Below are 18,555 nucleotides of genomic sequence, written 5' to 3' on the forward strand. Positions count from 1 at the left end.
GTCTCCCCAGACAGCGAATCAAGAGAGGGCTCAAGCCTAATGTTCAAAAAACTGCCCGGTGACGAGACACGAACCCTCGTCACCACCACCCCCGACACCGCCGTCGTCTTCCGCCCGGCCGTGGTCACGACCCCGGCCATCTTCACCATCGCCATCTTCCTGGGGCGGCTGCTGGCCGGAGTGGTCCGGCTCCTGTGGCGTCACCCGATCGCCGTGACCCTGCTCGCCGTCCCCGTCGTGCTCGTCGCCTTGTACGGCTGGCGCGTCGCCCTGGTCGCTGTCGCCATTCCGCTCTCGGTGCTGGCGCCGTGGCCGTTCTTCGATCGGGCCTCGTTCAACCGGTGGATCGGTTGGCGACTGCTGGCCTTCTGGCGCCTGGTGTGGATCTATCGGCGTCACTGGCAACCGGTGATGATCGTCTCCGGCTTAGGTCGTCATCTCCAGGGCCGCGACTACCTTCCCTATCTCGTCCGCGTCCGCTGTACCTCGTGGGCGGACGTGGTCACGGTGAAGATGATCAGCGGACAGGCGGTCAAGGACTGGGCCGATCGCCTCGACCACCTCGCACACGGCTTCGGCGCCTCCTCCTGCCGGGTGGCCGTGGTGCGGGCCGGTCGTCTTCAACTGACCTTTCCCCGCCGTGACCCGCTGGCCGTCCCGTTGCCGGCGATTCCCCTCCCCGTGGCTGCCTCGGTGGGGCCGGTCGAGATCGGCACATGTGAAGACGGCTCCCCGTACCGGCTCGCCGTGCATGGCACGCATGTGCTGATCGCGGGTGCGACGGGGGCGGGTAAGGGCTCGTTCCTGTGGTCGGCCATCCGGGGTCTCCTCCCGGCGGTCCGGGCCGGTATCGCGCAGGTGTGGGCACTGGATCCCAAGCGAATGGAACTGTCCTTCGGACGCGAGATCTTCGGAGAGCGGTACGCCGCCGATCCGGCCGCGTGCGCCGATCTCCTCGAAGCGGCTGTGCAGGTCATGCAGGAGCGGGCCGATCGCTACGCCGGACTCCAGCGCTCCCACACCCCCACCCTCGATGACCCGTTCGTCCTGGTGGTCGTTGACGAGGTGGCGTTCCTGACCGCCTACCAATCCGACAAGGGCCTCAAGCTCCGCATCTCCGCTGCCCTGGCCACTCTCACCACGCAGGGCCGGGCGGTCGGGTTCGGCGTGATGGCGGCACTCCAGGACCCGCGCAAAGAGGTTATGAACATCCGCAACCTGTTCCCCGACAAGATCGCGCTGCGGCTGGATGAGTCGGAACAGGTGGACATGGTCCTCGGCGACGGTGCCCGTGACCGGGGCGCGCTGGCCGATCACATCTCGCTGATCCCTGAGCGGGGCGCGGGCGTCGCCTATGTGCGGCTGGAGACCTCACCCGACCCGATCCGGGTCCGCGCCGCGTATGTCTCCGATGCCGACATCCGCGCTATGGCAGCCCTGGTCACGAATGACACTCTGCCGATCGAGATGGAGGGGGCGGCCTGATGCGCATCATCCTGCACGGCACCCCGGCCCAGATCGACGCCCTTCCCTTCCGGCGGCTGCGCACCGTCGACGGCTCCGACCTCGCGGAGGTGACGGTGATCGTTGACCTCGACTCCGCGCGGCTGCGCAAACACCCCTACCACGACGCCTACCGGCTCTGCGCCGACCTCATCGACCCCAAGGGGGCCATGTGACCGACACCCCCGCCCACCCATTCACCCCTTCGACCGAGGTCCCGCCGAACGGCGCTGATCGCACCCTTCCCCGCCTGGTGCGTGACACCCTGCCCGTCGCCTTGGACGTGGCTATCGAGGTGGCCAAGCTCAACGGGGTGTGCATCCGCCCGATCGAGATGCGGCGCCTGGACACCCACACCGGTCAGAGCGAACCGTTCGACATCCCTTGCGGCACCACGCAGGAAGCCAAGTGCCCGCCGTGCGCCAAGCGCAATCAGCAGCTGCGGCGGGCACAGTGCCGGGAAGGCTGGCACCTGGAAGCCGAACCCATCGCCGAACCTCACCCCTCCACCGAGGATCAGCGGTGGTTGATCGAGTTCCGGGCCGACGTCCAAGCCAAACGCGACGAGGCCGAGAGGAACGGCGAAGAGGTCGCCGACTGGGACGAGGCCATCACGGGCATCGACGCCGAAATCAACGCCGCAGGGATGCGCGGTAACGTCCTCGGTGGGCGGTCGGCTCCCAAGCGTTCACGCTCTACCCGCCGTCGCCAGGATGCCCCAGACCTGCCCAAGCGGGCCAAGGAGAACACCACGCTCGGCCGGACCTTCATCGCCGCCGATGGCAGGGTGTATCGGCCGTCGCTGTTCGTCACGCTCACCCTGCCCTCCTACGGCAAGATCCGCTCCGGCCTGGGCGTGCCCGTCGACCCGAGCACCTACGACTACGCTCGCGCTGCTCGCGACGCGCTGCACTTCTCCAAGCTGGTCGACCGCTTCGTGCAGAACCTCCGCCGGGTCGCGGGCTATGACGTGCAGTACTTCGCCACCGTCGAACCCCAAAAGCGGTTCGCGCCTCACCTGCACATGGCAATCCGCGGCACCCTGCCCCGCGCGGAGATCAAGGCCATCGCCGCCGCGACCTACCACCAGGTGTGGTGGCCCTCGGTCGATGAAGTCCGCTTCGACGGTGACCACCTGCCCATCTGGGCGCCACGGGCCGAGCTGGGCGACGGCGCCACCTACCCGGACGGCCAAGCAGGCGACTACCTCGACCCCGCCACCGGCGAACTCCTGCCCACCTGGGACGAAGCCCTCAACCACCTCGACCAGGACGACGAGGCCGAACCCTTGCACGTGGTCCGCTTCGGTCCTCAGGTCGATGTTCAGGGCCTCGTCGCCGGATCGCCGGACGCGCACAAGCGCATCGGCTACCTCACCAAGTACCTGACCAAGAACCTCGGCGATCCCCTCGATCCCGACGACCCCGCCACCGACAACCCTGCCCGCCGTGACCACGCTGCCCGCATGGTCGAAGCGCTGCGCTACGAACCGTGCTCGCCGACCTGCCCGAACTGGCTGCGCTACGGCGTGCAGCCCAAGGGAGCCAAGGCGGGCATGCTGCCGGGCCGGTGCAAGGGCAAGGCACACAAGGCCGAACATCTCGGCTACGCGGGCCGTCGCGTCCTGGTCTCGCGCAAGTGGTCCAACAAGACCCTCCGCGAGCACAAGGCCGACCGCCGGGCCTGGGTCCTCGACATGCTCGGCCTGCCCGACGACACCCCCACCGACCCCCACCGCTACGTCTGGCGGCCGGTCTCCACCCACGACCCCAACCGCACCCCACTGGCCAAACGACTGCTACGCGGCGTCGCCGACCGCCACCGCACCAAGGCGCGCCTGGCCGAACTCCAGGCCAGAGCGGACGGCATCCCTGTTCCAGACCTTTTGGCAACTCCGGCCCTGGGGGTGGCGGCATGAAGAAGAAGGACGAGCTGATGACCGTTCCCGAGATCCTCGACGAACTGCGGGACGTCTCGGAGCGCACGCTCTACCGCTGGCGCGAGATCGGCAAATTCCCCATCGGTATCCGGCTGCCCAACGGCAAGATCCGGCTCTATCGCAGCGAGTTCGAAGCGTGGCTTGAGACTCTTCGGGAGGCTGCGTGAACACCTCGTACAAGGTGAAGTTCTGGGAGATCCGGACCAACACCAAGTCTCAGGGCGCGGGCAAGAAACCTCGCATCGTCTCGCACACCGTTCGCTGGACCGTGGGCAACCGGGAGAAGTCCTCGACCTTCAAGACCAAGGGCCTGGCCGAGAGTTTCCTGTCGGACCTGCGGCAGGCGGCGAAGAACGGAGAGGCGTTCGACCTGGACACCGGTCTTCCACCTTCGATGATCAAGGCCAAGAACACACGCACCTGGTACTCCCTCGCTGTGGCCTACGTCCACGCCTGGTGGCCTCATGCGGCGGCCAAGACTCGTGAAGGCATGACCGACACCCTGGCCTACATCACTCCCGCTCTCGTCAACGATCTGCCCGGTCGCCCGGACGACGAGGACATCCGGCGGACACTGCTTGAGTACTCCTTCGTCCCGGAGGAACGTCGCCCGGTGCTCACTCCGAAGATGCGTCAGACCGTGCGATGGCTGGAGGCGGCCTCTCTGCCTTTGAGCGAGTTGGAGGAGCCCAAGCACACGCGGACGGCCCTGGAGGTCATCTCCCTGCGCCTGGACGGCAAGGCCGCGGCTGCCTCGACCTACCGGCGTAAGCGGGCGGTCTTCCATCACGTTCTGGAGTACGCCGTGGAACTGGGGGAGCTTTCGGCAAATCCGATCCACAAGGTCAAGTTCCGCAAGGTCAAAACCGGTGGCGAGATCGATCGTCGGTCGGTGGTCAATCCCGAGCAGGCTCGTCAGCTGTTGATCGCGGTGACCTATGCGGGCCGTACCCGTGGCCAGATGATGGCGGCCATGTTCGCCTGCATGTACTTCGCCGGTCTTCGTCCGGCTGAGGCGGCCGGTCTGCGCAAGGCGAACTGTGAGCTTCCGGAGACGGGATGGGGCACGCTTACTCTGGAGAAGACGCGGCCGGAGAGCAACAAGCGTTACACCGACTCGGGGGAGTCCAACGACGAACGCGGGCTCAAGCACCGCGACGAGAAAGCCACGCGGACAGTGCCGATCCCCTCGGAACTGGTGGCCATCCTGCGTGAGCACATCGAGCGGTACGGCGTCGCCGAGGATGGCCGGCTGTTTCGGACCCGTACCGGCCAGAGCTTCCCCGGCTCCACGGTCTCGATGGTCTGGAAGCAGGCCCGGTCGTACGCCTTCACGCCTGACCAGGTCGCCTCACCGCTCGCACGCAGACCGTACGACCTGCGGCACGCGGCGGTCTCGCTCTGGCTGAACGCGGGGGTCCACGCGCCGGAGGTGGCGGAGCGGGCGGGGCATGGCGTGGATGTGCTGCTCAAGGTCTACGCCAAGTGCATCGACGGCCAGCACGAGGCGGCCAACAAGCGGATCTTGGAAGTGCTCACGACGTGACATTCTCAACAGCAGGACACGAAGGACTCCGGGTAGCCCTCGGGGTCCTTCGTCATGTCGGCTCCCATGGTCTCGGAATCGTTCCGCGAGCTTCCGTGACTCTCGGGCTGACCTGGGGAAACAGTGGCGGTCCCATTCCGCGTATATTCCGGGACTCCTGGCAGACGGCTGCATTCGACTGCATCCGGCTGCATGGGCGGAGAAAGATCGCTAGGGACGTAGGCCCAGGTCAGAGCCTACGTTCCTGCTCGCGAGTGGTAGGGCGCCTGGGACTCGAACCCAGAACCTACGGATTAAAAGTCCGCAGCTCTAACCATTGAGCTAACGCCCCGCAGGTGACAGCGTACCGAGGATAGTGTCCACTGACGTCCGTCGCCAGGCCTATTCATGGTCATCGGTTTGCGGAACACCCGGTGGGGGGCGGGATCGGCTCCTAGAGTGGCAGGCATGACGAGCTCGGGGCTTGAGCCCGCCTTCGCCTCCCAGGTCTCCACGCGCCCAGGGTATGTCGTGGTCGATGTCGAGACCACCGGTTTCTCGCCGTCGAGGGGGGACCGGATCTGCGAGATCGCGCTCGTCTCGCTGGACACCCGGGGCGAGATCGTCGACGAGTGGCACTCGCTCGTCGATCCCCGGCGCGGCACCGGGGCCGTCCACGTCCACGGCATCACCAACGCGATGGTCCAGGGCGCGCCGGTGATCGAGGAGTTGCTGGACGAGATCTGGCGGCGGATCGCCGGCCGGGTCCTGGTGGCGCACAACGCCTCCTTCGACCTGCGCTTCCTGCGGAGCCTTCCCGGCAGTGAGTGGGTGACCGAGACCCTGTGTACGCAGCGGCTGGCGCCCGCCTTCATCCCCGAGGGCAGGTGGACGCTCGCCGCGTGCTGCGAGCGCGCCGGAATCCCGCTGCTCGGGGCCCACGCCGCGCTGGCCGATGCCCGCGCCGGGGCCGAACTGCTCCGTCACTACCTGCGTACGGGCGTCTCCTGGGAGGAGGAGCTCAGCAGGGCGGCCCAGGCCCCCGAGTGGCGGCCCTCCGGGCTTCCCCAGCGGCCTCCGCGTCGCCGGTGAGCCCGGAAAGCCGTCGAGAGCGCGGAAGGTGAGTCCGGAAAAATGAGTCCCCGAAGGGGTCTCCCCGCCGTCGGCGGATCAGGGAAACCGATGATCCCGGAGATGGTCAGCGGTAGGCGGGGATGCCGGTCAGGGCCTCGCCGAGCACGAGGGTGTGAATCTCCTGGGTGCCCTCGTACGTCAGCACGCTCTCCAGGTTGTTCATGTGCCGGATCACCGGATACTCCAGTGTGATGCCGTTGCCGCCCAGGATGGAGCGCGCCTGGCGGGCGATGTCCAGGGCGGCGCGGACGTTGGCGAGCTTGCCGAAGCTGACCTGGTGCGGGGTGAGGGTGCCCTCGTCCTTGAGGCGGCCCAGGTGGAGGGCGGTGAGCTGCGACTGCCCCACGCCGACGTACATCCAGGCGAGTTTCTCCTGGGTCAGCTGGAAACCGCCGATGGGCCTGCCGAACTGGACGCGGGAGGTGGAGTAGTCGACGGCCGACTCCAGGCAGGCGCGGGCGGCGCCCACCACGCCCCACACGATGCCGAAACGGGCCTCGGACAGGCATGACAGCGGGCCCTTCAGACCGCGCACCCCGGGCAGTACGGCGGAGGCGGGCAGGCGTACGTCGTCGAAGTAGAGCGAGGAGGTCACCGAGGCCCGCAGGGACATCTTCCTGTGGATCTCCGGGGCGCTGAACCCCGGGGTGTCCGTGGGCACCACGAAACCGCGGACGCCGTCCTCGGTCCGCGCCCAGACCACGGCGATGTCGGCGACGGAGCCGTTGGTGATCCACATCTTGGAGCCGTTGAGTATCCAGTCGCCCGAGGGGTCCTGCTTGGCGTGGGTGCGCATGCCGGCGGGGTCGGAGCCCTGGTCGGGCTCGGTCAGGCCGAAGCAGCCGATCGCCTCGCCCGCGGCCATCCGGGGCAGCCACTCGTCCTTCTGCTCGTCGGAGCCGTACTTCCAGATCGGGAACATCGCGAGCGAGCCCTGCACGGACACGAACGACCGCAGCCCGGAGTCTCCCGCCTCCAGCTCACGACAGGCCACGCCGTACGAGACGGCGTCGAGGCCCGCGCAGCCGTACCCCTCCAGGTGCATGCCCAGCACGCCGAGCGAGCCGAGGGCCGGGGCGAGCTCGCGGGCGGGGAAGACGGCTTCCTCGAACCAGTCGCCGACGTGGGGGAGGATCCGGTCCGCGACGAACTCTCGTACGGTGTCGCGGATGAGGCGCTGCTCCTCTGTGAGCGCGTCGTCGATGCGCAGGAGATCGTCCATGGGATTTCCCTCTCTCTTCGGCCCTGTCAGGGTATTACCGGTGCCGGTGGGACGGAGGTCAGGGTCGTGACCGGCCTAGGAAGGGGTGGGAGTCAGGGTCGTGCCAGGGGGAATCCCGATGTGAGGAAAGCTCACTCTCGGGCAGTCTGTGGATATGAACGAAAACGACTTCACCGGCGTCAAGAAGCTTCAGAGGACCAAGGACGGGCGCATCATCGCGGGTGTGGCCTCCGGTCTCGGGCGCTACATCGGAGTGGACCCCAACATCATCCGCGCGGCCCTCGCGATCGCCACCTTCTTCGGTGGCCTCGGTATCGCGGTCTACGCGATCGGCTGGGTGCTCCTGCCCGACGAGAGGAAGGACAGGTCGCTCCTGCAGGACATGGTCGAGAAGAACAAGGACAACCCGATCTGGGTGGACGCCAAGACCAAGGCCGAGCAGGGCTGGGCCAAGGCCACCAACCAGCACCGCGCGCCGCACCAGCCGGGTTCGGAGTACCCCACCCACCAGGCCCCCTTCCCGCCTGCCGCCCCCCAGGCCCCGTACGGCACGCCCACTCAGGCCCCGTACGGCACGGAGCCGCGGCAGGACGACACCCGTCCCCAGGTGTGAGTCAGGAGGTCGCCTCCGCGCGAACCCTCTCGATGATCTCCTTACGGGAACCTCTCCAGAACACGGCCAGCGCGGCCGCCACGGCGAGCCCGGCCGCGCCGGCCAGTGCGACCACCAGCTCGGGGCCGAGGTGGTCGGCGGCGGCTCCGCCGATCAGGATGCCGACGCCCTGGGAGGCGAGCAAGCCGGACTGGACGAGACCGAAGGCCTGTCCCCGCCGCTCGGAGGGGACACACTGCACGAACGCGGCGTTGGCCGCGAGCTGGTAGGCCCCACCCAGGCCCGAGACGAACCACAACAGCAGCACCACAGGAAGCGGTGGCTGCGCGGCGCACAGGATCAGCGGCGCGCAGGTGAGCATCGCCATCCGGCCCATCGATCGCAACCGGTTCGATGGGCTGACGTAGCGGCTGAAAAGGAACGCGCCGACGACGGTGCCGGTGGGCATGGCGCCCATCAGCAGACCGGTGACCAGCGAGAGCTGCTGGGGATTTCCGGTCAGCTCCGCGGCGTACGGGGCGGCGATCCCCTCGGGCAGCACGTAGAAGCCACAGAGCCAGGCGAAGAGCACCAGCGTACGCAGCCGGGGGTCGCCGAAGACCAGCCTGGCGCCGGCGCGGGTCATCGTCCACATCGAGGGCCGGTTCTCGTCGGCGGGGAGAGGCGCGGGACGCCGCCGTACCCCGGAGACGATGATGAGCGCGGAGGCGAGGAAGGTCGACGCGTCCAGCGCCAGCGCGCGGTACGGACCCATTCCCATGATCAGGAAGCCGCCGACGGCGAAGCCGAGCATCTGCGCGCCCTGGTTGGTCATGTTCTGCAGGGCCGAGCCCGCCACGTAGCGATCGCCCTTGAGCAGCTCGGGCAGCAGAGCCGCCCGCGCCGCGGAGAACGGCGCGCTGAGCAGCACCACGCAGAAGACCAGCACGCAGAGCGTGGCGAACGAGACGCCGGGCACCGCCATGAGCGCGACGAGGAGGGCCCGGAGCAGGTCGCAGGTGATCATGATGCCCCGGCGGGCGTAGCGGTCGGCGAGTCCCGCGAGAAGCGGCCCGCCGATGATCGGCGGCAGGTAGGTCAGGGCGTAGACCGAGGCCGTCGCGAGGGGTGAGTCCGTCCGTTCGAAGACGAGAATGGACAGTGCCACCCGTGAGAGCTGGTCACCGAGGAGGGAAAGCCCTTGGCCCAGCCAGAGCGCACGGAACTCCCTGATGGCGATGACCTCGCCGTAGGTCGCTTGGCGTTCCGCCGGACGGCGGTGCCGCCCGGGTAGTCGGCCGGACTTTGTCGCCGCCATAGGACTCCGCTGAGCTCGCAGGCACACTGACTGTGGGTGTTCACTGTGTAACCTACGGTGCCTGTTACGGAGCCGCTGCGCAACCGAAAGCGATTAAGCGCATGCAAACTGTGATGATAAGCCGCGACATTCCGGAAAGAAGGCCTTTGACGTGCAGTGCGGGCTACTTACCAGCCCAGCTCGTGCAACCGGTCATCGTCGATGCCGAAATGGTGGGCGATCTCATGAACGACGGTTATCTGAACCTCTTCGATGACCTGGTCCTCGGTCTCGCAGATCGAGCAGATCGGGTTGCGGTAGATCTCGATCCGGTCGGGTAACACTCCTGCGTACCAGTCGCCCCGCTCGGTGAGCGGAATACCCGTGTAGAGGCCCAGAAGATTCGGTTCAGGGGGGTCGTCCACGACGACGAGCACCACGTTGTCCATGACTTTCGTCAGCTCGGGGGGAATGGTGTCCAGGGCTTCGGCCACTAGCTCCTCAAACTTCTCCCGCGAGATCTCGATCACACCCGTCATTCTGCCCCGTGATCCCGGGTAGAGGTGGAGGCGCATGAAATTCGCTGATTGGACCCAGGGAGCCCGCCGTTTCGTCACCGGTCTCGTTACCGGGCGAATCGCCCGCGGCGTGGCCGTCGCCGCCGTCGCCCTGGCCGGTGCGTGGCTCGGCGTCATGCTGGGCGGTGCCGTACGGGCCAACGTCGGCCCGGTGGAGCTCGGCATGTCGGCGGAACCCTCGTGGACCGGGGAGACCGTCGTCGACGCACACCCCTTCGGCACACTTCTGTTCGACACCCACGACGCCCCCGTCGGCCTCCGGGTGACCCTGGAGAACATCAACCCCGAGCGGGCCCGCGGATTCCTGGACGACCCGCGCTTCTCCGCCGACCGCCTCCCCGCGCTCCTGGAGGAGGAACTGGGCGCCGGAGTCAGGACGCTGGTCCTGCGCGCCGCGCTCAGCGGCCTGGTGGGCGCCCTGGTGACGTCCCTGATCGTCTTCCGCAGGCCGGGACCGGCCCTCGCGGGCCTGCTGGGCATCACCGTCGCGATCGCCGGCACGGGGGCCGCCATCGCCCTCACCTTCAGGCCCGACTCGGTGGTGGAGCCCAAGTACACCGGCCTGCTCGCCGGCGCGCCGTCCCTCGTCGGCGACGCCGAGTCGATCGTGACCAGGTTCGAGTCCTACCGGGTCCAGCTCGCCAAACTCGTCAACAACGTCTCCCAGCTCTACGACACCGTCTCCGCCCTGCCGGTCTACGACGCCGACCCCACCTCGATCCGGGTGCTGCACGTCTCCGACATCCATCTCAGCCCCATCGCCTGGAACCTCATCCGCTCCATCACCACCCAGTTCAAGATCGACGCGATCATCGACACCGGCGACCTGACCGACCACGGCACGGGTCCCGAGGACAGGTTCACCGAGGAGATCAGCACCTTCGGGGTCCCGTACGTCTTCGTCAGGGGCAACCACGACTCCATGGCCACCCAGCGGGCCGTGGCCAAACAGAAGGGCGCGGTCGTCCTCGACGGCGAGGCCAAGACCGTGGCGGGGCTGCGCATCTACGGCATCGGCGACCCCCGGTTCACCCCGGACAAATCCGTCCCCGTCGACTCGAACCTCGAATCGCTCGACGCCCTCGGCCGCTCGCACGCCGCCGAACTGGCGAAGCTGCCCAAGCAGGTCGATCTTGTCGCCGTCCACGACCCGACGATCGCCAAGGGGCTCTCCGGAGCGGCCCCGATGGTCCTCGCCGGCCACTCCCACGCGCGATCCACCGAGCTGCTGCCCTCCGGCACCCGCGTCCTGGTCCAGGGATCCACCGGCGGAGCCGGCCTGCGGGCCCTCGAACACGACGAGCCGACCCCCGTCGAGGCCTCCGTTCTGTACTTCGACGCCCACACGAACCGCCTGCGGGCCTGGGACGACATCACCCTGGGCGGGCTGGGCGAGCAGTCGGTTCAGATCCAGCGTCACGTTGAGACCGACCCTGGCCGTACAATTTCTCCTGTGCCGACGACCGCCCCGTCTCCAACGGGGTCCGTCACCGTCACACCGTCGCCGTAGGTCGCAAACCGCTTTGGCAACAGGGCAAAAGTCCCCTATGCTTCAGAGGTCTCCAACGGAAGACGGCAACGGAACGAGACGAGAGTCTTGAGCCCCCATCGTCTAGTGGCCTAGGACACCGCCCTTTCAAGGCGGCGACACGGGTTCGAATCCCGTTGGGGGCACGGCCGAGCCAAGGCTCGCCAGGGAAACGGCAGGTCGAAGACCTCCGGAAAACTGGTAGGCTAAGCAAGGCAAGAACGACCGGGACAAAAGCCCCGGAAGCAAGGTCCTGTAGAGCAGTTTGGAGTGCTCGCCACCCTGTCAAGGTGGAGGTCGCGGGTTCAAGTCCCGTCAGGACCGCTCTGGTAGGTGTTCGATCCACCACCGAGGTCAGGTAGCTCAGTCGGTACGAGCGTCCGCCTGAAAAGCGGAAGGTCGGCGGTTCGACCCCGCCCCTGACCACAGCAACTGAGCAGCACAAACGCCCCGAGCCAATTATGGCCGGGGCGCTTTTCGTTGTGCTTGACGACAACGCGCTCTTTTCGTTGAGGGAGCGAGTTCCGCACCTTGGATCAGGAGCCGCTTCACCGTAGGAATGTCAGTCGCAGAAGAAACGCTCAACGCGACCAGTCCGAACTGTTCTGTCTCCTCGCCCTCAACCCCGAACGGCGCGAAGGCGTCACCAGCCGCCGGCCCCTGGAGCTTGATGGCACCGCCGGTGTCCGGACTACGGGGGAACCTCAGCTCAAGAATCCCTGAAGATCTTCTGTTGATCCGTCAGTTGATTCGGCGCTCCGGCTGCCCGGTCAGGCGGGAGATGGTCTCGAAGTCGGCGTCGGCATGCAGCACGGTGAGCTTGTGGTGCCGAGCCGTTACGGCCATGAGGAGATCGACCGGGGATGCGCTCTGGTGCCACCCCTTGTCGGCGAGTTCGCGTTGCAACTCGCTCGTCTCGTCCCAGGCCGATTCGGGGACGACGTAGTACGGGAAGGTCTCCTGGAGCAGATTTCCTGCTTCATAGAAGGCCGGCCGACCGCCGACGGCTCGGAGATATTCCTGCCTGACAGGCTCGCAGATGCCGACGAGCCCGGCAGAGACCGTCTGGTCCCATTCTGTTCCGACCTGGCCGCGATAGAAGCGGACCAAGGCGCTGGTATCGATGAGATAGAGCTCTGTCACGCCACAGCCTGGCCTGCACCGTCACCCTTGTCGATGGCTGAGAAGTCGATCTCGCCTTCAGCCACCATCTCCCGCATGCGAGCGACGGCCGCCGCCCGCTTGCGTCGATCAACGATCTCTCGTAGAGCGGCGTTGACCGTATCTTTCTTGGACGAGGTGCCGAGCAACTTCGCGGCCTCGGCAAGTGCCTCGTCATCGAGGTCGATCAGGGTCTTGGTCATGACACCCCCGCCTGTATATACAAACTGAGATTAGTATATCAGCGATGTTGATCCGGAGACGCTGTTCGCAACCTGAACGCGCGAAAAGGAGGATCACGTCCCTGCCGGGAGGTTGGAGGCTGTCGGTTGCCGGGGGTTGGGATGTGTCTGTGGAGGTGGTGTACGGCAGTGGCATACAGATGGGTGACGGCTACCCCTTGCAGGTCGGTTCTGGCCCCAGTGAGGGCAACATGTGTTGATGTCTGAGGGGGGTGTTCGGCCGGTCCCGGTTCTGGAACGCGAGGGTTGACGACAACGGTGACGATGACGTCGGCCACCGTGAGCACGCGGCTGCAGCCGTCCAACGCCTTATGACCTCGTGTTCGTCGAGAGGAGCAGGGTGATCGCTCCGCCTGAAAGCGGAAGGTCGGCGGTTCGACCCCGCACCTGACCACAGCAACTGAGCAGCACAAACGCCCCAAGCCGATCATGGCCGGGGCGCTTTTCGTTGTGCTTGACGACAACGGGTTCTGACGTTCCAGGTCGAGGTCGGCTTCGGCTACGTGGGTCCCGACATCTACAAGGCCGCCCCGGCAGCCTGATCACCACACCAAGGGCGTTCGCCGAAGCGGAACAAGCTCAGGCATCCCGCTACAAGATCGTAATGAGGCGCGAGTCATCGGAGTGATGTCCAGCCCTGATAATGCTGCGATGGTGTTTCGTGCGTTATGTGTGCTGATCATCCCGTTTGTGGTTGTGGGGGTTTCCGCGTGCTCGGTCATACCTGCGCTATTGATTTCCAAGGCGACAGGAAGAGAGTCCTACCGCGAATCGAGCGAGGCGATGATGCCTACGCTCAAGGAGGGTGCCGTGGTAACCGGTACGGTGACCGACGGGACGTACACACCCAAGACGGGTGACGTCATTGCCTTTCTGCCCCCGAAGTCGTGGGGCGGAAGTGGCGGCTATATGATCAAACGAATCATCGGCGTTCCAGGGAGCACGGTCAGTTGCTGCGACCCGCAGCATCGGATGGTCATTGACGGTAAGCCGGTGGATGAACCATATGTGACCAACGAGCGGGCTTCGCAGCTCATCTTCGAGCCGATAGTCGTCCCGGAGGGGCGTATCTGGGTCCAAGGCGACAATCGCGATGTCTCTCTTGACTCGCGTAACCACCATAGCGTGGGGGTTGACGGCACCGTTCCTGTGTCCAACGTCATCGGAGTCATCGACGTCAGCACCGCGAAGTAGAACTCGCTCATGAAGCGTTCGACGATCACGGTGCTCGTGGCTGCTGCCGTATGGGGCGGTGCCCTGATCGTTCCCGTCGCTTTCCAACCCCCAGGTTTTTCGTGTCCTGGACGATCCCGCCCAAACGCAGGATCATAAGAACGTGAGCAGGACGGACAACACGATGCCGCTTCGCTTGCAGGAGGAGGATGGTCGCCGCTACAGGCACGATATGGGCGGTTCCTATTCGGGCATCGGTGAAGATGCCAACCTGGCGGAGCGCAAGGCCCGGCAGCGGGTACGACTCACATTGCTGCGCGGTGAGGAACCAGAGCCGACCAGGCATCGCCATTGCGAAAAGTGGTGCTATTAACGAGGGCGGCAATGAAGCGTCCCGGAGGGTGACCTCCGGGACGCTTCATTTGTGTACGTGCGATGTCAGCCGAGGGCGTCGCCGGGGGTGCCGTTTCGCCCGGGAAGAGGCTGGACAGGCTGGACAGGTACGAGCGGGGGTTCTGGTGAACCCGGCCCATGAGGCGGCACCGTACGTCACGGCGACGATCGGCGCTCACGGCGGCGCGGTGCTGGTCAGGGCCAACGAAGAGACCGCCGGCGCCACGGTCGGGTGGGGGCGCACGTCGCCGCGGCGCGTTTTCGAAGTCGCCGCCAAGGAGGAGATGCTCGAGGCGGTGTCGGCCGCCGTCCGTTTGATGGTCCACGGCGACGGCCCTCGCTGAGCCGAGGCTCGCGCTACCCGGGGCGACGAGACCCCAAGGGCGTTGACTTTGTCGCAATCTTTGTCGCATCCTATTGGTGCAAAACTTGCGACAAAGGAGATGTCATGACCCGTGATCCGTTACCGGACGCAGGCCCGTCGGCGCGTACGACCGATCTGCGGCTGGCAGGCGCGTGGCTGACCCGGCACGGTCTGACCGACGCGCGCCCGACCCCGCTGCTCGCCAGTCGGCTGGCGGTCCGTGAACGCGCCCGTCTGGCCACCTACCTCATCCTGGCCGCGCTGATCATCGTCAGCGCACTGGCCGCCGTCTCCGCGTTCGGCAACCCCCAGCCCCATCGCCCGCCACCGCTGCTGGCCCTGACCGCGGCCGTAGCCGGGCTGCTGCTGGCACAGTTACTGCTCGTCCGGTGGATACGACACGTCGACCAGCGAGCGGCCGCGACGCTGTCCCGCAGGGCCGCCCACCCGATCCAGCCCGGCTGGCGGACCGTGCTCGGCCGGCCCTACGCCGTTTTCGCCGCCACCACGTTCGTCGGCGCGATGGTGCTGACCGCGAGCGCCATGGCCGTTGCCGATCCCACCGTGCGGCAGCTGGCCGTCGTCGTGCTGATCGGCCTGCTCGGCGCGACGGCCATCACCGCCCTGCAACTGCGCCACCTGCTGCGCCACCCGGTCGTGGCGCAGGACGAGGAATCGCTCACCGCCGACGTCATCATGCGCGTCGAGGACGCCCGCGAGCTCGCCACCCCGAACGTGCAGTGGTCACTGCCCATGGTGCTGCTGTTCGGCACCGCGCCCACCTGGTGGGGCGCCACCGCGATCACCTACCTGATCCTGGGCATGATCGCTCTCATCGCGCTCCGCTTCAGAACGCCGTCGTGCGCGACGGTGGCCCGACAGGTCATGAGCGTCCGATGATCGTCATCGACGCTGCCTCACCGGTACCGCCGTTCGAGCAGCTACGATCCCAGCTCGCCCGGCAGATCCAGGACCGCACGCTGACCGTGGGCGCCCGGCTGCCGACCATCCGCCACCTCGCGGCCGACCTCGGCCTGGCCGTCAACACCGTCGGCCGCGCCTACCGGGAACTGGAGGAGGCCGGACTGATCGAGACACGCGGACGAGCGGGCTCGTTCGTCTCGGCCACCGGCCAGGAAGGCCGAGAGCGGGCCCACCGGGCCGCCGCCGACTACGCCGCCGTGATCGCCGGCCTCGGCATCGACGAGGACGAGGCGATCCGCATCGTACGAGCGGCCCTGACATCCGGCACGGCGGCACCGACCTCGTCATGACCACGACTCGGCCGCAGGTGTCACGTCGTCGAACGCACGACGTCGGTGTAGCGGCCGATCAAGCCCGGTGACCTGCTGAGAGCGACCGAACCAGGGCCCCTGTTTCTCCGCGTGATCAAGCGAAGGGTCTCGCGTACCCGGCGGTGCCGATTTCACAGTCATCGAGAAAGCATCTGTTCCTTGTGAAAAGGAGTATCAGTGCGATTAAAACTGACATTGTTCATCGCCGTGGCGACGGTGGCCATCGCGGTGACAGGCGTGCCCACGTCGGCCGGGGCCCGGGTCGGTACGCCGGAGCCGGTGGTGGCCGAAGCCAGGGGAGCGGCTCCGATGTGGGGCGAGTGCTTGGCGGTGGAATCCGGCGGCGTCTCGCGCGACCCACGCCAGCGGTGCGCGACGTTGCGGGTGCCGCTGGACTACCGCGCCCCGGGCGGGCGGAGCATCGAGATCGCGATCTCCCGGATCGGCACGGCGCGTCCCGGGGCGCGCCGCGGGATCCTGCTGTCCAACCCGGGCGGCCCAGGCGGTAGCGGCCTGGACCTGCCCAGCCGGCTGGCGGACGTACTACCGCGCGAGGTCCTGGATCGGTACGACCTGATCGGCTTCGATCCGCGCGGGGTCGGCCACAGCACCCCGGTCACCTGTGGCCTCGATCTCATGAGGCAGTTCACGCTGCTGTTGCCCTACCCGGGGCCGGACGGCGGCATCGGGCGCAACGTCGCTTTCGCGCGGGACACCGCGGCCGCGTGCGCCGAGCATTCCGGCGATCTGCTTCCGTTCATCACCACGGCCAACACGGCCCGGGACATGGACCGCATCCGAGCCGCACTCGGTGAGCCGAAACTGTCCTACTTCGGTCTCTCCTACGGCACCTATCTGGGAGCCGTCTACGTCTCGATGTTCCCGGGACGCACCGATCGGATCGTGCTGGACAGCGCCGTCGATCCGGACCTGGTGTGGCGGGACATGTGGCGAACCTGGAGTCAGTCGATCGCGGTGCGCCTGCTCGACCTGCTGGCCTTCGCAGCCGAGCGGGACACCGTCTACCACCTCGGTGCGACACCGGAGGAGGTGCGGCGCACCTACGACCGGCTGCTCGCGGCCCTCGACAGGCGGCCCCTGCCGATCCCGGGCGGTCCCGTGCTCGACGGCAACGCACTGCGCGAGATCACCCGAGAGGGGCTTTACTTCGACGGCGACTTCCCTTTCATCGCCGGGTTCTGGCAGGAGCTCACGGCCGCCGTCTCAGGATCCACCGTGGACCCCGCCGTCCTGAGGCGACCGGACCGGCTGGGCTCTGTCGGCAGGGCCGACGACGGCGCCGTTGGTGGCAATGGCACCGGGACGACGCGGATACCGGCGGACAACCGCGTCGCCGCGCTCTACGCGGTGCTCTGCGACGACGTCGCCTGGCCGCGCAGCGCGGCGTTGTACGCCCGGCAGGTCGCAGCCGACCGGCAGGCGTGGCCGGTGACGGCGGGTATGCCCGCGAACATCTGGCCGTGCGCGGCGTGGCCCACCCGACCGGTGGAGCCGCCGGTGACGGTCACCGGTCACGGGCCGCGCAATGTGCTGATCGTGCAGAACACCCGTGACCCGGCCACGCCCCTGGCGAGTGCGCGCGGCCTGCGCGCCGCTCTCGGACGGCGGGCCGCCATGATCACGGTCGACCAGGGCGGCCACGGCGTCGTCGGGCTGGGCAGCTGCGCCGACGAGGCGATGAGCTCCTTCCTCGCCACCGGGGCACTGCCTGGGCGGGACCGCTTCTGCCCGGCTCCGGGGACGCGACCACCGGCCGACGCCGCCGCCCGCTCCACGGCCCTGCCGTACATTCCCCCTGTGGGTCCGTTGTAGGGCCGCTGCCTGTGGACCGCCGTGTGCCGGTAGATACCGAACGAGCGACCCGTTTCCCGCTGTCACCCTCGCGACCGGGCCTTTAGGCCCTCCCCGCTGGTCCCCACCGATCCCGGAGCGGTTCAATGATCGATTCCAAGGGGTCAGCGGTCGATCGTCTCTTGACCTCCACCATGCTTGAGGTAGCACCGTGGTGCACATGAACACGGAATCCACGGCGTACGCCGCAGACCTCGAAGCCATCGAACAGGTCGTAGCCACGGTAGAACACTCCCAGCAGCACAAGGACCCCGATGAGTTCCTCGCCCTCTTCCACCCCGACGCGGTCTGGACGACGGCCGGCGGCAAGGTCCTCATAGGCCTCGACGCGATCTCGGAGTTCACCCGCAAGGTTCTCCCCGCGGCGAACTGGGACGGCAAGGTCACCTACGAGGTGGTCCACGTGTTCTTCATTCGCCCGGATGTCGCGGCGGTCAAGGTTCGTCAGCTCTACCTGACCCCGGGCGACGAGAGCGAGGGTGCTCCGCTGTACGTGATGTCCAAGCAGGGCGACGGCCGCTGGTTGCTGACCGCCTGCCAGAACACGGGGGTCGTCGCCGGTTGATCGATTCCGGGGGATCGGCCGTACGCATGAGGCGAGGGCACCCAACATCGGTAGGGGTTGAGTGTCCTCGCCACCACGCTGTACGTGAAGACCGACGACCTGCTGGAGGACTCACCCCGTCTCGCACCATGGCGACCGATGCGGGGATCACCCCCGATCGAGCGACGCCGAG

20 protein-coding genes and 4 tRNA genes are annotated in these 18,555 nt (G+C 67.2%); 18 read left to right on the forward strand and 6 right to left on the reverse strand.

The annotated features are described in order from the left end of the window. Window positions 1–39: 39 nt before the first annotated feature. From AB0B90_RS17780 to AB0B90_RS17800, 5 genes are read left to right on the forward strand one after another with little or no spacing between them, the layout of a single operon-like run. On the forward strand, window positions 40–1,485 hold the full coding sequence (locus AB0B90_RS17780; protein ID WP_362923444.1) for an FtsK/SpoIIIE domain-containing protein: 1,446 nt from the start codon (window positions 40–42) through the stop codon (window positions 1,483–1,485). Beyond that, on the forward strand, window positions 1,485–1,679 hold the full coding sequence (locus tag AB0B90_RS17785) for a hypothetical protein (RefSeq protein WP_362923446.1): 195 nt from the start codon (window positions 1,485–1,487) through the stop codon (window positions 1,677–1,679). The genes AB0B90_RS17780 and AB0B90_RS17785 overlap by 1 nt, the downstream gene beginning before the upstream one ends. Next, window positions 1,676–3,421 (forward strand): replication initiator, encoded by a 1,746-nt coding sequence (locus AB0B90_RS17790; protein WP_362923448.1) that lies wholly within the window; start codon window positions 1,676–1,678, stop codon window positions 3,419–3,421. Before AB0B90_RS17785 ends, AB0B90_RS17790 begins: the two co-directional genes overlap by 4 nt. Continuing rightward, complete coding sequence (locus AB0B90_RS17795) at window positions 3,418–3,609, forward strand: helix-turn-helix domain-containing protein (protein ID WP_362923450.1); 192 nt, start codon at window positions 3,418–3,420, stop codon at window positions 3,607–3,609. The genes AB0B90_RS17790 and AB0B90_RS17795 overlap by 4 nt, the downstream gene beginning before the upstream one ends. Then, a complete protein-coding gene (locus tag AB0B90_RS17800) occupies window positions 3,606–4,988 on the forward strand; it encodes a tyrosine-type recombinase/integrase (RefSeq protein WP_362923452.1) in 1,383 nt (460 codons plus the stop codon). Before AB0B90_RS17795 ends, AB0B90_RS17800 begins: the two co-directional genes overlap by 4 nt. A 255-nt stretch (window positions 4,989–5,243) precedes the next feature. Here AB0B90_RS17800 and AB0B90_RS17805 read toward each other — a convergent pair. Next, window positions 5,244–5,319: transfer RNA gene (locus tag AB0B90_RS17805), tRNA-Lys, on the reverse strand. Window positions 5,320–5,435: 116 nt separating this feature from the next. On the opposite strand from AB0B90_RS17805, the gene AB0B90_RS17810 reads away from it, so the two are divergent. Beyond that, window positions 5,436–6,059, forward strand: coding sequence for a 3'-5' exonuclease (locus tag AB0B90_RS17810; RefSeq protein ID WP_350941368.1), 624 nt, complete (start codon window positions 5,436–5,438; stop codon window positions 6,057–6,059). 106 nt (window positions 6,060–6,165) lie between these two features. On the opposite strand, the gene AB0B90_RS17815 is transcribed toward AB0B90_RS17810, so the two are convergent. Beyond that, complete coding sequence (locus AB0B90_RS17815; RefSeq protein WP_362923455.1) at window positions 6,166–7,323, reverse strand: acyl-CoA dehydrogenase family protein; 1,158 nt, start codon at window positions 7,321–7,323, stop codon at window positions 6,166–6,168. Between the two features lie 154 nt (window positions 7,324–7,477). On the opposite strand from AB0B90_RS17815, the gene AB0B90_RS17820 reads away from it, so the two are divergent. Further along, on the forward strand, window positions 7,478–7,936 hold the full coding sequence (locus tag AB0B90_RS17820; protein ID WP_350941365.1) for a PspC domain-containing protein: 459 nt from the start codon (window positions 7,478–7,480) through the stop codon (window positions 7,934–7,936). Window position 7,937: 1 nt separating this feature from the next. Here the strand turns inward: AB0B90_RS17820 and AB0B90_RS17825 are convergent, their stop codons facing one another. Next, window positions 7,938–9,233 carry an MFS transporter gene (locus tag AB0B90_RS17825; RefSeq protein WP_350941363.1) on the reverse strand — a complete coding sequence of 432 codons (1,296 nt, stop codon included), beginning with the start codon at window positions 9,231–9,233 and terminating at the stop codon, window positions 7,938–7,940. Between the two features lie 167 nt (window positions 9,234–9,400). Continuing rightward, window positions 9,401–9,751, reverse strand: coding sequence for a metallopeptidase family protein (locus AB0B90_RS17830; RefSeq protein WP_350941362.1), 351 nt, complete (start codon window positions 9,749–9,751; stop codon window positions 9,401–9,403). Between the two features lie 34 nt (window positions 9,752–9,785). Here AB0B90_RS17830 and AB0B90_RS17835 point away from each other — a divergent pair, with 34 nt between their 5' ends. The 4 genes from AB0B90_RS17835 to AB0B90_RS17850 all read left to right on the forward strand — a co-directional run bounded on the left by AB0B90_RS17835 (window position 9,786) and on the right by AB0B90_RS17850 (window position 11,744). Next, complete coding sequence (locus AB0B90_RS17835) at window positions 9,786–11,300, forward strand: metallophosphoesterase (protein ID WP_362923458.1); 1,515 nt, start codon at window positions 9,786–9,788, stop codon at window positions 11,298–11,300. Window positions 11,301–11,391: 91 nt separating this feature from the next. Further along, window positions 11,392–11,464, forward strand: a tRNA-Glu gene (locus AB0B90_RS17840). 103 nt (window positions 11,465–11,567) lie between these two features. Continuing rightward, window positions 11,568–11,642 (forward strand) — tRNA-Asp (locus AB0B90_RS17845). Between the two features lie 28 nt (window positions 11,643–11,670). After that, window positions 11,671–11,744, forward strand: a tRNA-Phe gene (locus tag AB0B90_RS17850). A gap of 315 nt (window positions 11,745–12,059) precedes the next feature. Here AB0B90_RS17850 and AB0B90_RS17855 read toward each other — a convergent pair. Both AB0B90_RS17855 and AB0B90_RS17860 read right to left on the reverse strand, forming a co-directional pair. Further along, complete coding sequence (locus tag AB0B90_RS17855; RefSeq protein WP_350941359.1) at window positions 12,060–12,461, reverse strand: PIN domain nuclease; 402 nt, start codon at window positions 12,459–12,461, stop codon at window positions 12,060–12,062. Further along, entirely contained in the window at window positions 12,458–12,682 is a 225-nt protein-coding gene (locus AB0B90_RS17860) for a type II toxin-antitoxin system VapB family antitoxin (RefSeq protein WP_350941358.1), read from the reverse strand. The genes AB0B90_RS17855 and AB0B90_RS17860 overlap by 4 nt, the downstream gene beginning before the upstream one ends. Before the next feature lie 666 nt (window positions 12,683–13,348). Between AB0B90_RS17860 and lepB the strand changes: the two genes are divergently transcribed. The 7 genes from lepB to AB0B90_RS17895 all read left to right on the forward strand — a co-directional run bounded on the left by lepB (window position 13,349) and on the right by AB0B90_RS17895 (window position 18,383). Then, a complete protein-coding gene (gene lepB, locus AB0B90_RS17865) occupies window positions 13,349–13,915 on the forward strand; it encodes a signal peptidase I (protein WP_362923461.1) in 567 nt (188 codons plus the stop codon). Window positions 13,916–14,057: 142 nt separating this feature from the next. Further along, entirely contained in the window at window positions 14,058–14,267 is a 210-nt protein-coding gene (locus AB0B90_RS17870; protein ID WP_350941355.1) for a hypothetical protein, read from the forward strand. A 145-nt stretch (window positions 14,268–14,412) separates the two neighbouring features. Further along, on the forward strand, window positions 14,413–14,631 hold the full coding sequence (locus tag AB0B90_RS17875; protein WP_350941353.1) for a hypothetical protein: 219 nt from the start codon (window positions 14,413–14,415) through the stop codon (window positions 14,629–14,631). A gap of 104 nt (window positions 14,632–14,735) precedes the next feature. Then, entirely contained in the window at window positions 14,736–15,551 is an 816-nt protein-coding gene (locus AB0B90_RS17880) for a hypothetical protein (RefSeq protein ID WP_362923463.1), read from the forward strand. Then, window positions 15,548–15,925, forward strand: coding sequence for a GntR family transcriptional regulator (locus AB0B90_RS17885; protein ID WP_350941350.1), 378 nt, complete (start codon window positions 15,548–15,550; stop codon window positions 15,923–15,925). The genes AB0B90_RS17880 and AB0B90_RS17885 overlap by 4 nt, the downstream gene beginning before the upstream one ends. A gap of 198 nt (window positions 15,926–16,123) precedes the next feature. Further along, window positions 16,124–17,779, forward strand: coding sequence for an alpha/beta hydrolase (locus AB0B90_RS17890; protein ID WP_362923466.1), 1,656 nt, complete (start codon window positions 16,124–16,126; stop codon window positions 17,777–17,779). Between the two features lie 199 nt (window positions 17,780–17,978). Then, a complete protein-coding gene (locus AB0B90_RS17895; RefSeq protein WP_350941346.1) occupies window positions 17,979–18,383 on the forward strand; it encodes an SgcJ/EcaC family oxidoreductase in 405 nt (134 codons plus the stop codon). Window positions 18,384–18,555 lie beyond the last annotated feature (172 nt).

Source organism: Streptosporangium sp. NPDC049078 (assembly GCF_040648855.1).
In the GTDB taxonomy this organism is placed as follows: Bacteria; Actinomycetota; Actinomycetes; order Streptosporangiales; family Streptosporangiaceae; genus Streptosporangium.

Bases quoted from the DNA above. Each gene is read 5' to 3' on its own strand.
- AB0B90_RS17780 (WP_362923444.1), top strand. From the start codon at position 40: ATGTTCAAAAAACTGCCCGGTGACGAGACACGAACCCTCGTCACCACC.
- AB0B90_RS17785 (WP_362923446.1), top strand. From the start codon at position 1,485: ATGCGCATCATCCTGCACGGCACCCCGGCCCAGATCGACGCCCTTCCC.
- AB0B90_RS17795 (WP_362923450.1), top strand. From the start codon at position 3,418: ATGAAGAAGAAGGACGAGCTGATGACCGTTCCCGAGATCCTCGACGAA.
- AB0B90_RS17810 (WP_350941368.1), top strand. From the start codon at position 5,436: ATGACGAGCTCGGGGCTTGAGCCCGCCTTCGCCTCCCAGGTCTCCACG.
- AB0B90_RS17815 (WP_362923455.1), bottom strand. From the start codon at position 7,323: ATGGACGATCTCCTGCGCATCGACGACGCGCTCACAGAGGAGCAGCGC.
- AB0B90_RS17820 (WP_350941365.1), top strand. From the start codon at position 7,478: ATGAACGAAAACGACTTCACCGGCGTCAAGAAGCTTCAGAGGACCAAG.
- AB0B90_RS17825 (WP_350941363.1), bottom strand. From the start codon at position 9,233: ATGGCGGCGACAAAGTCCGGCCGACTACCCGGGCGGCACCGCCGTCCG.
- AB0B90_RS17830 (WP_350941362.1), bottom strand. From the start codon at position 9,751: ATGACGGGTGTGATCGAGATCTCGCGGGAGAAGTTTGAGGAGCTAGTG.
- AB0B90_RS17835 (WP_362923458.1), top strand. From the start codon at position 9,786: ATGAAATTCGCTGATTGGACCCAGGGAGCCCGCCGTTTCGTCACCGGT.
- AB0B90_RS17860 (WP_350941358.1), bottom strand. From the start codon at position 12,682: ATGACCAAGACCCTGATCGACCTCGATGACGAGGCACTTGCCGAGGCC.
- lepB (WP_362923461.1), top strand. From the start codon at position 13,349: ATGTCCAGCCCTGATAATGCTGCGATGGTGTTTCGTGCGTTATGTGTG.
- AB0B90_RS17880 (WP_362923463.1), top strand. From the start codon at position 14,736: ATGACCCGTGATCCGTTACCGGACGCAGGCCCGTCGGCGCGTACGACC.
- AB0B90_RS17885 (WP_350941350.1), top strand. From the start codon at position 15,548: ATGATCGTCATCGACGCTGCCTCACCGGTACCGCCGTTCGAGCAGCTA.
- AB0B90_RS17895 (WP_350941346.1), top strand. From the start codon at position 17,979: ATGAACACGGAATCCACGGCGTACGCCGCAGACCTCGAAGCCATCGAA.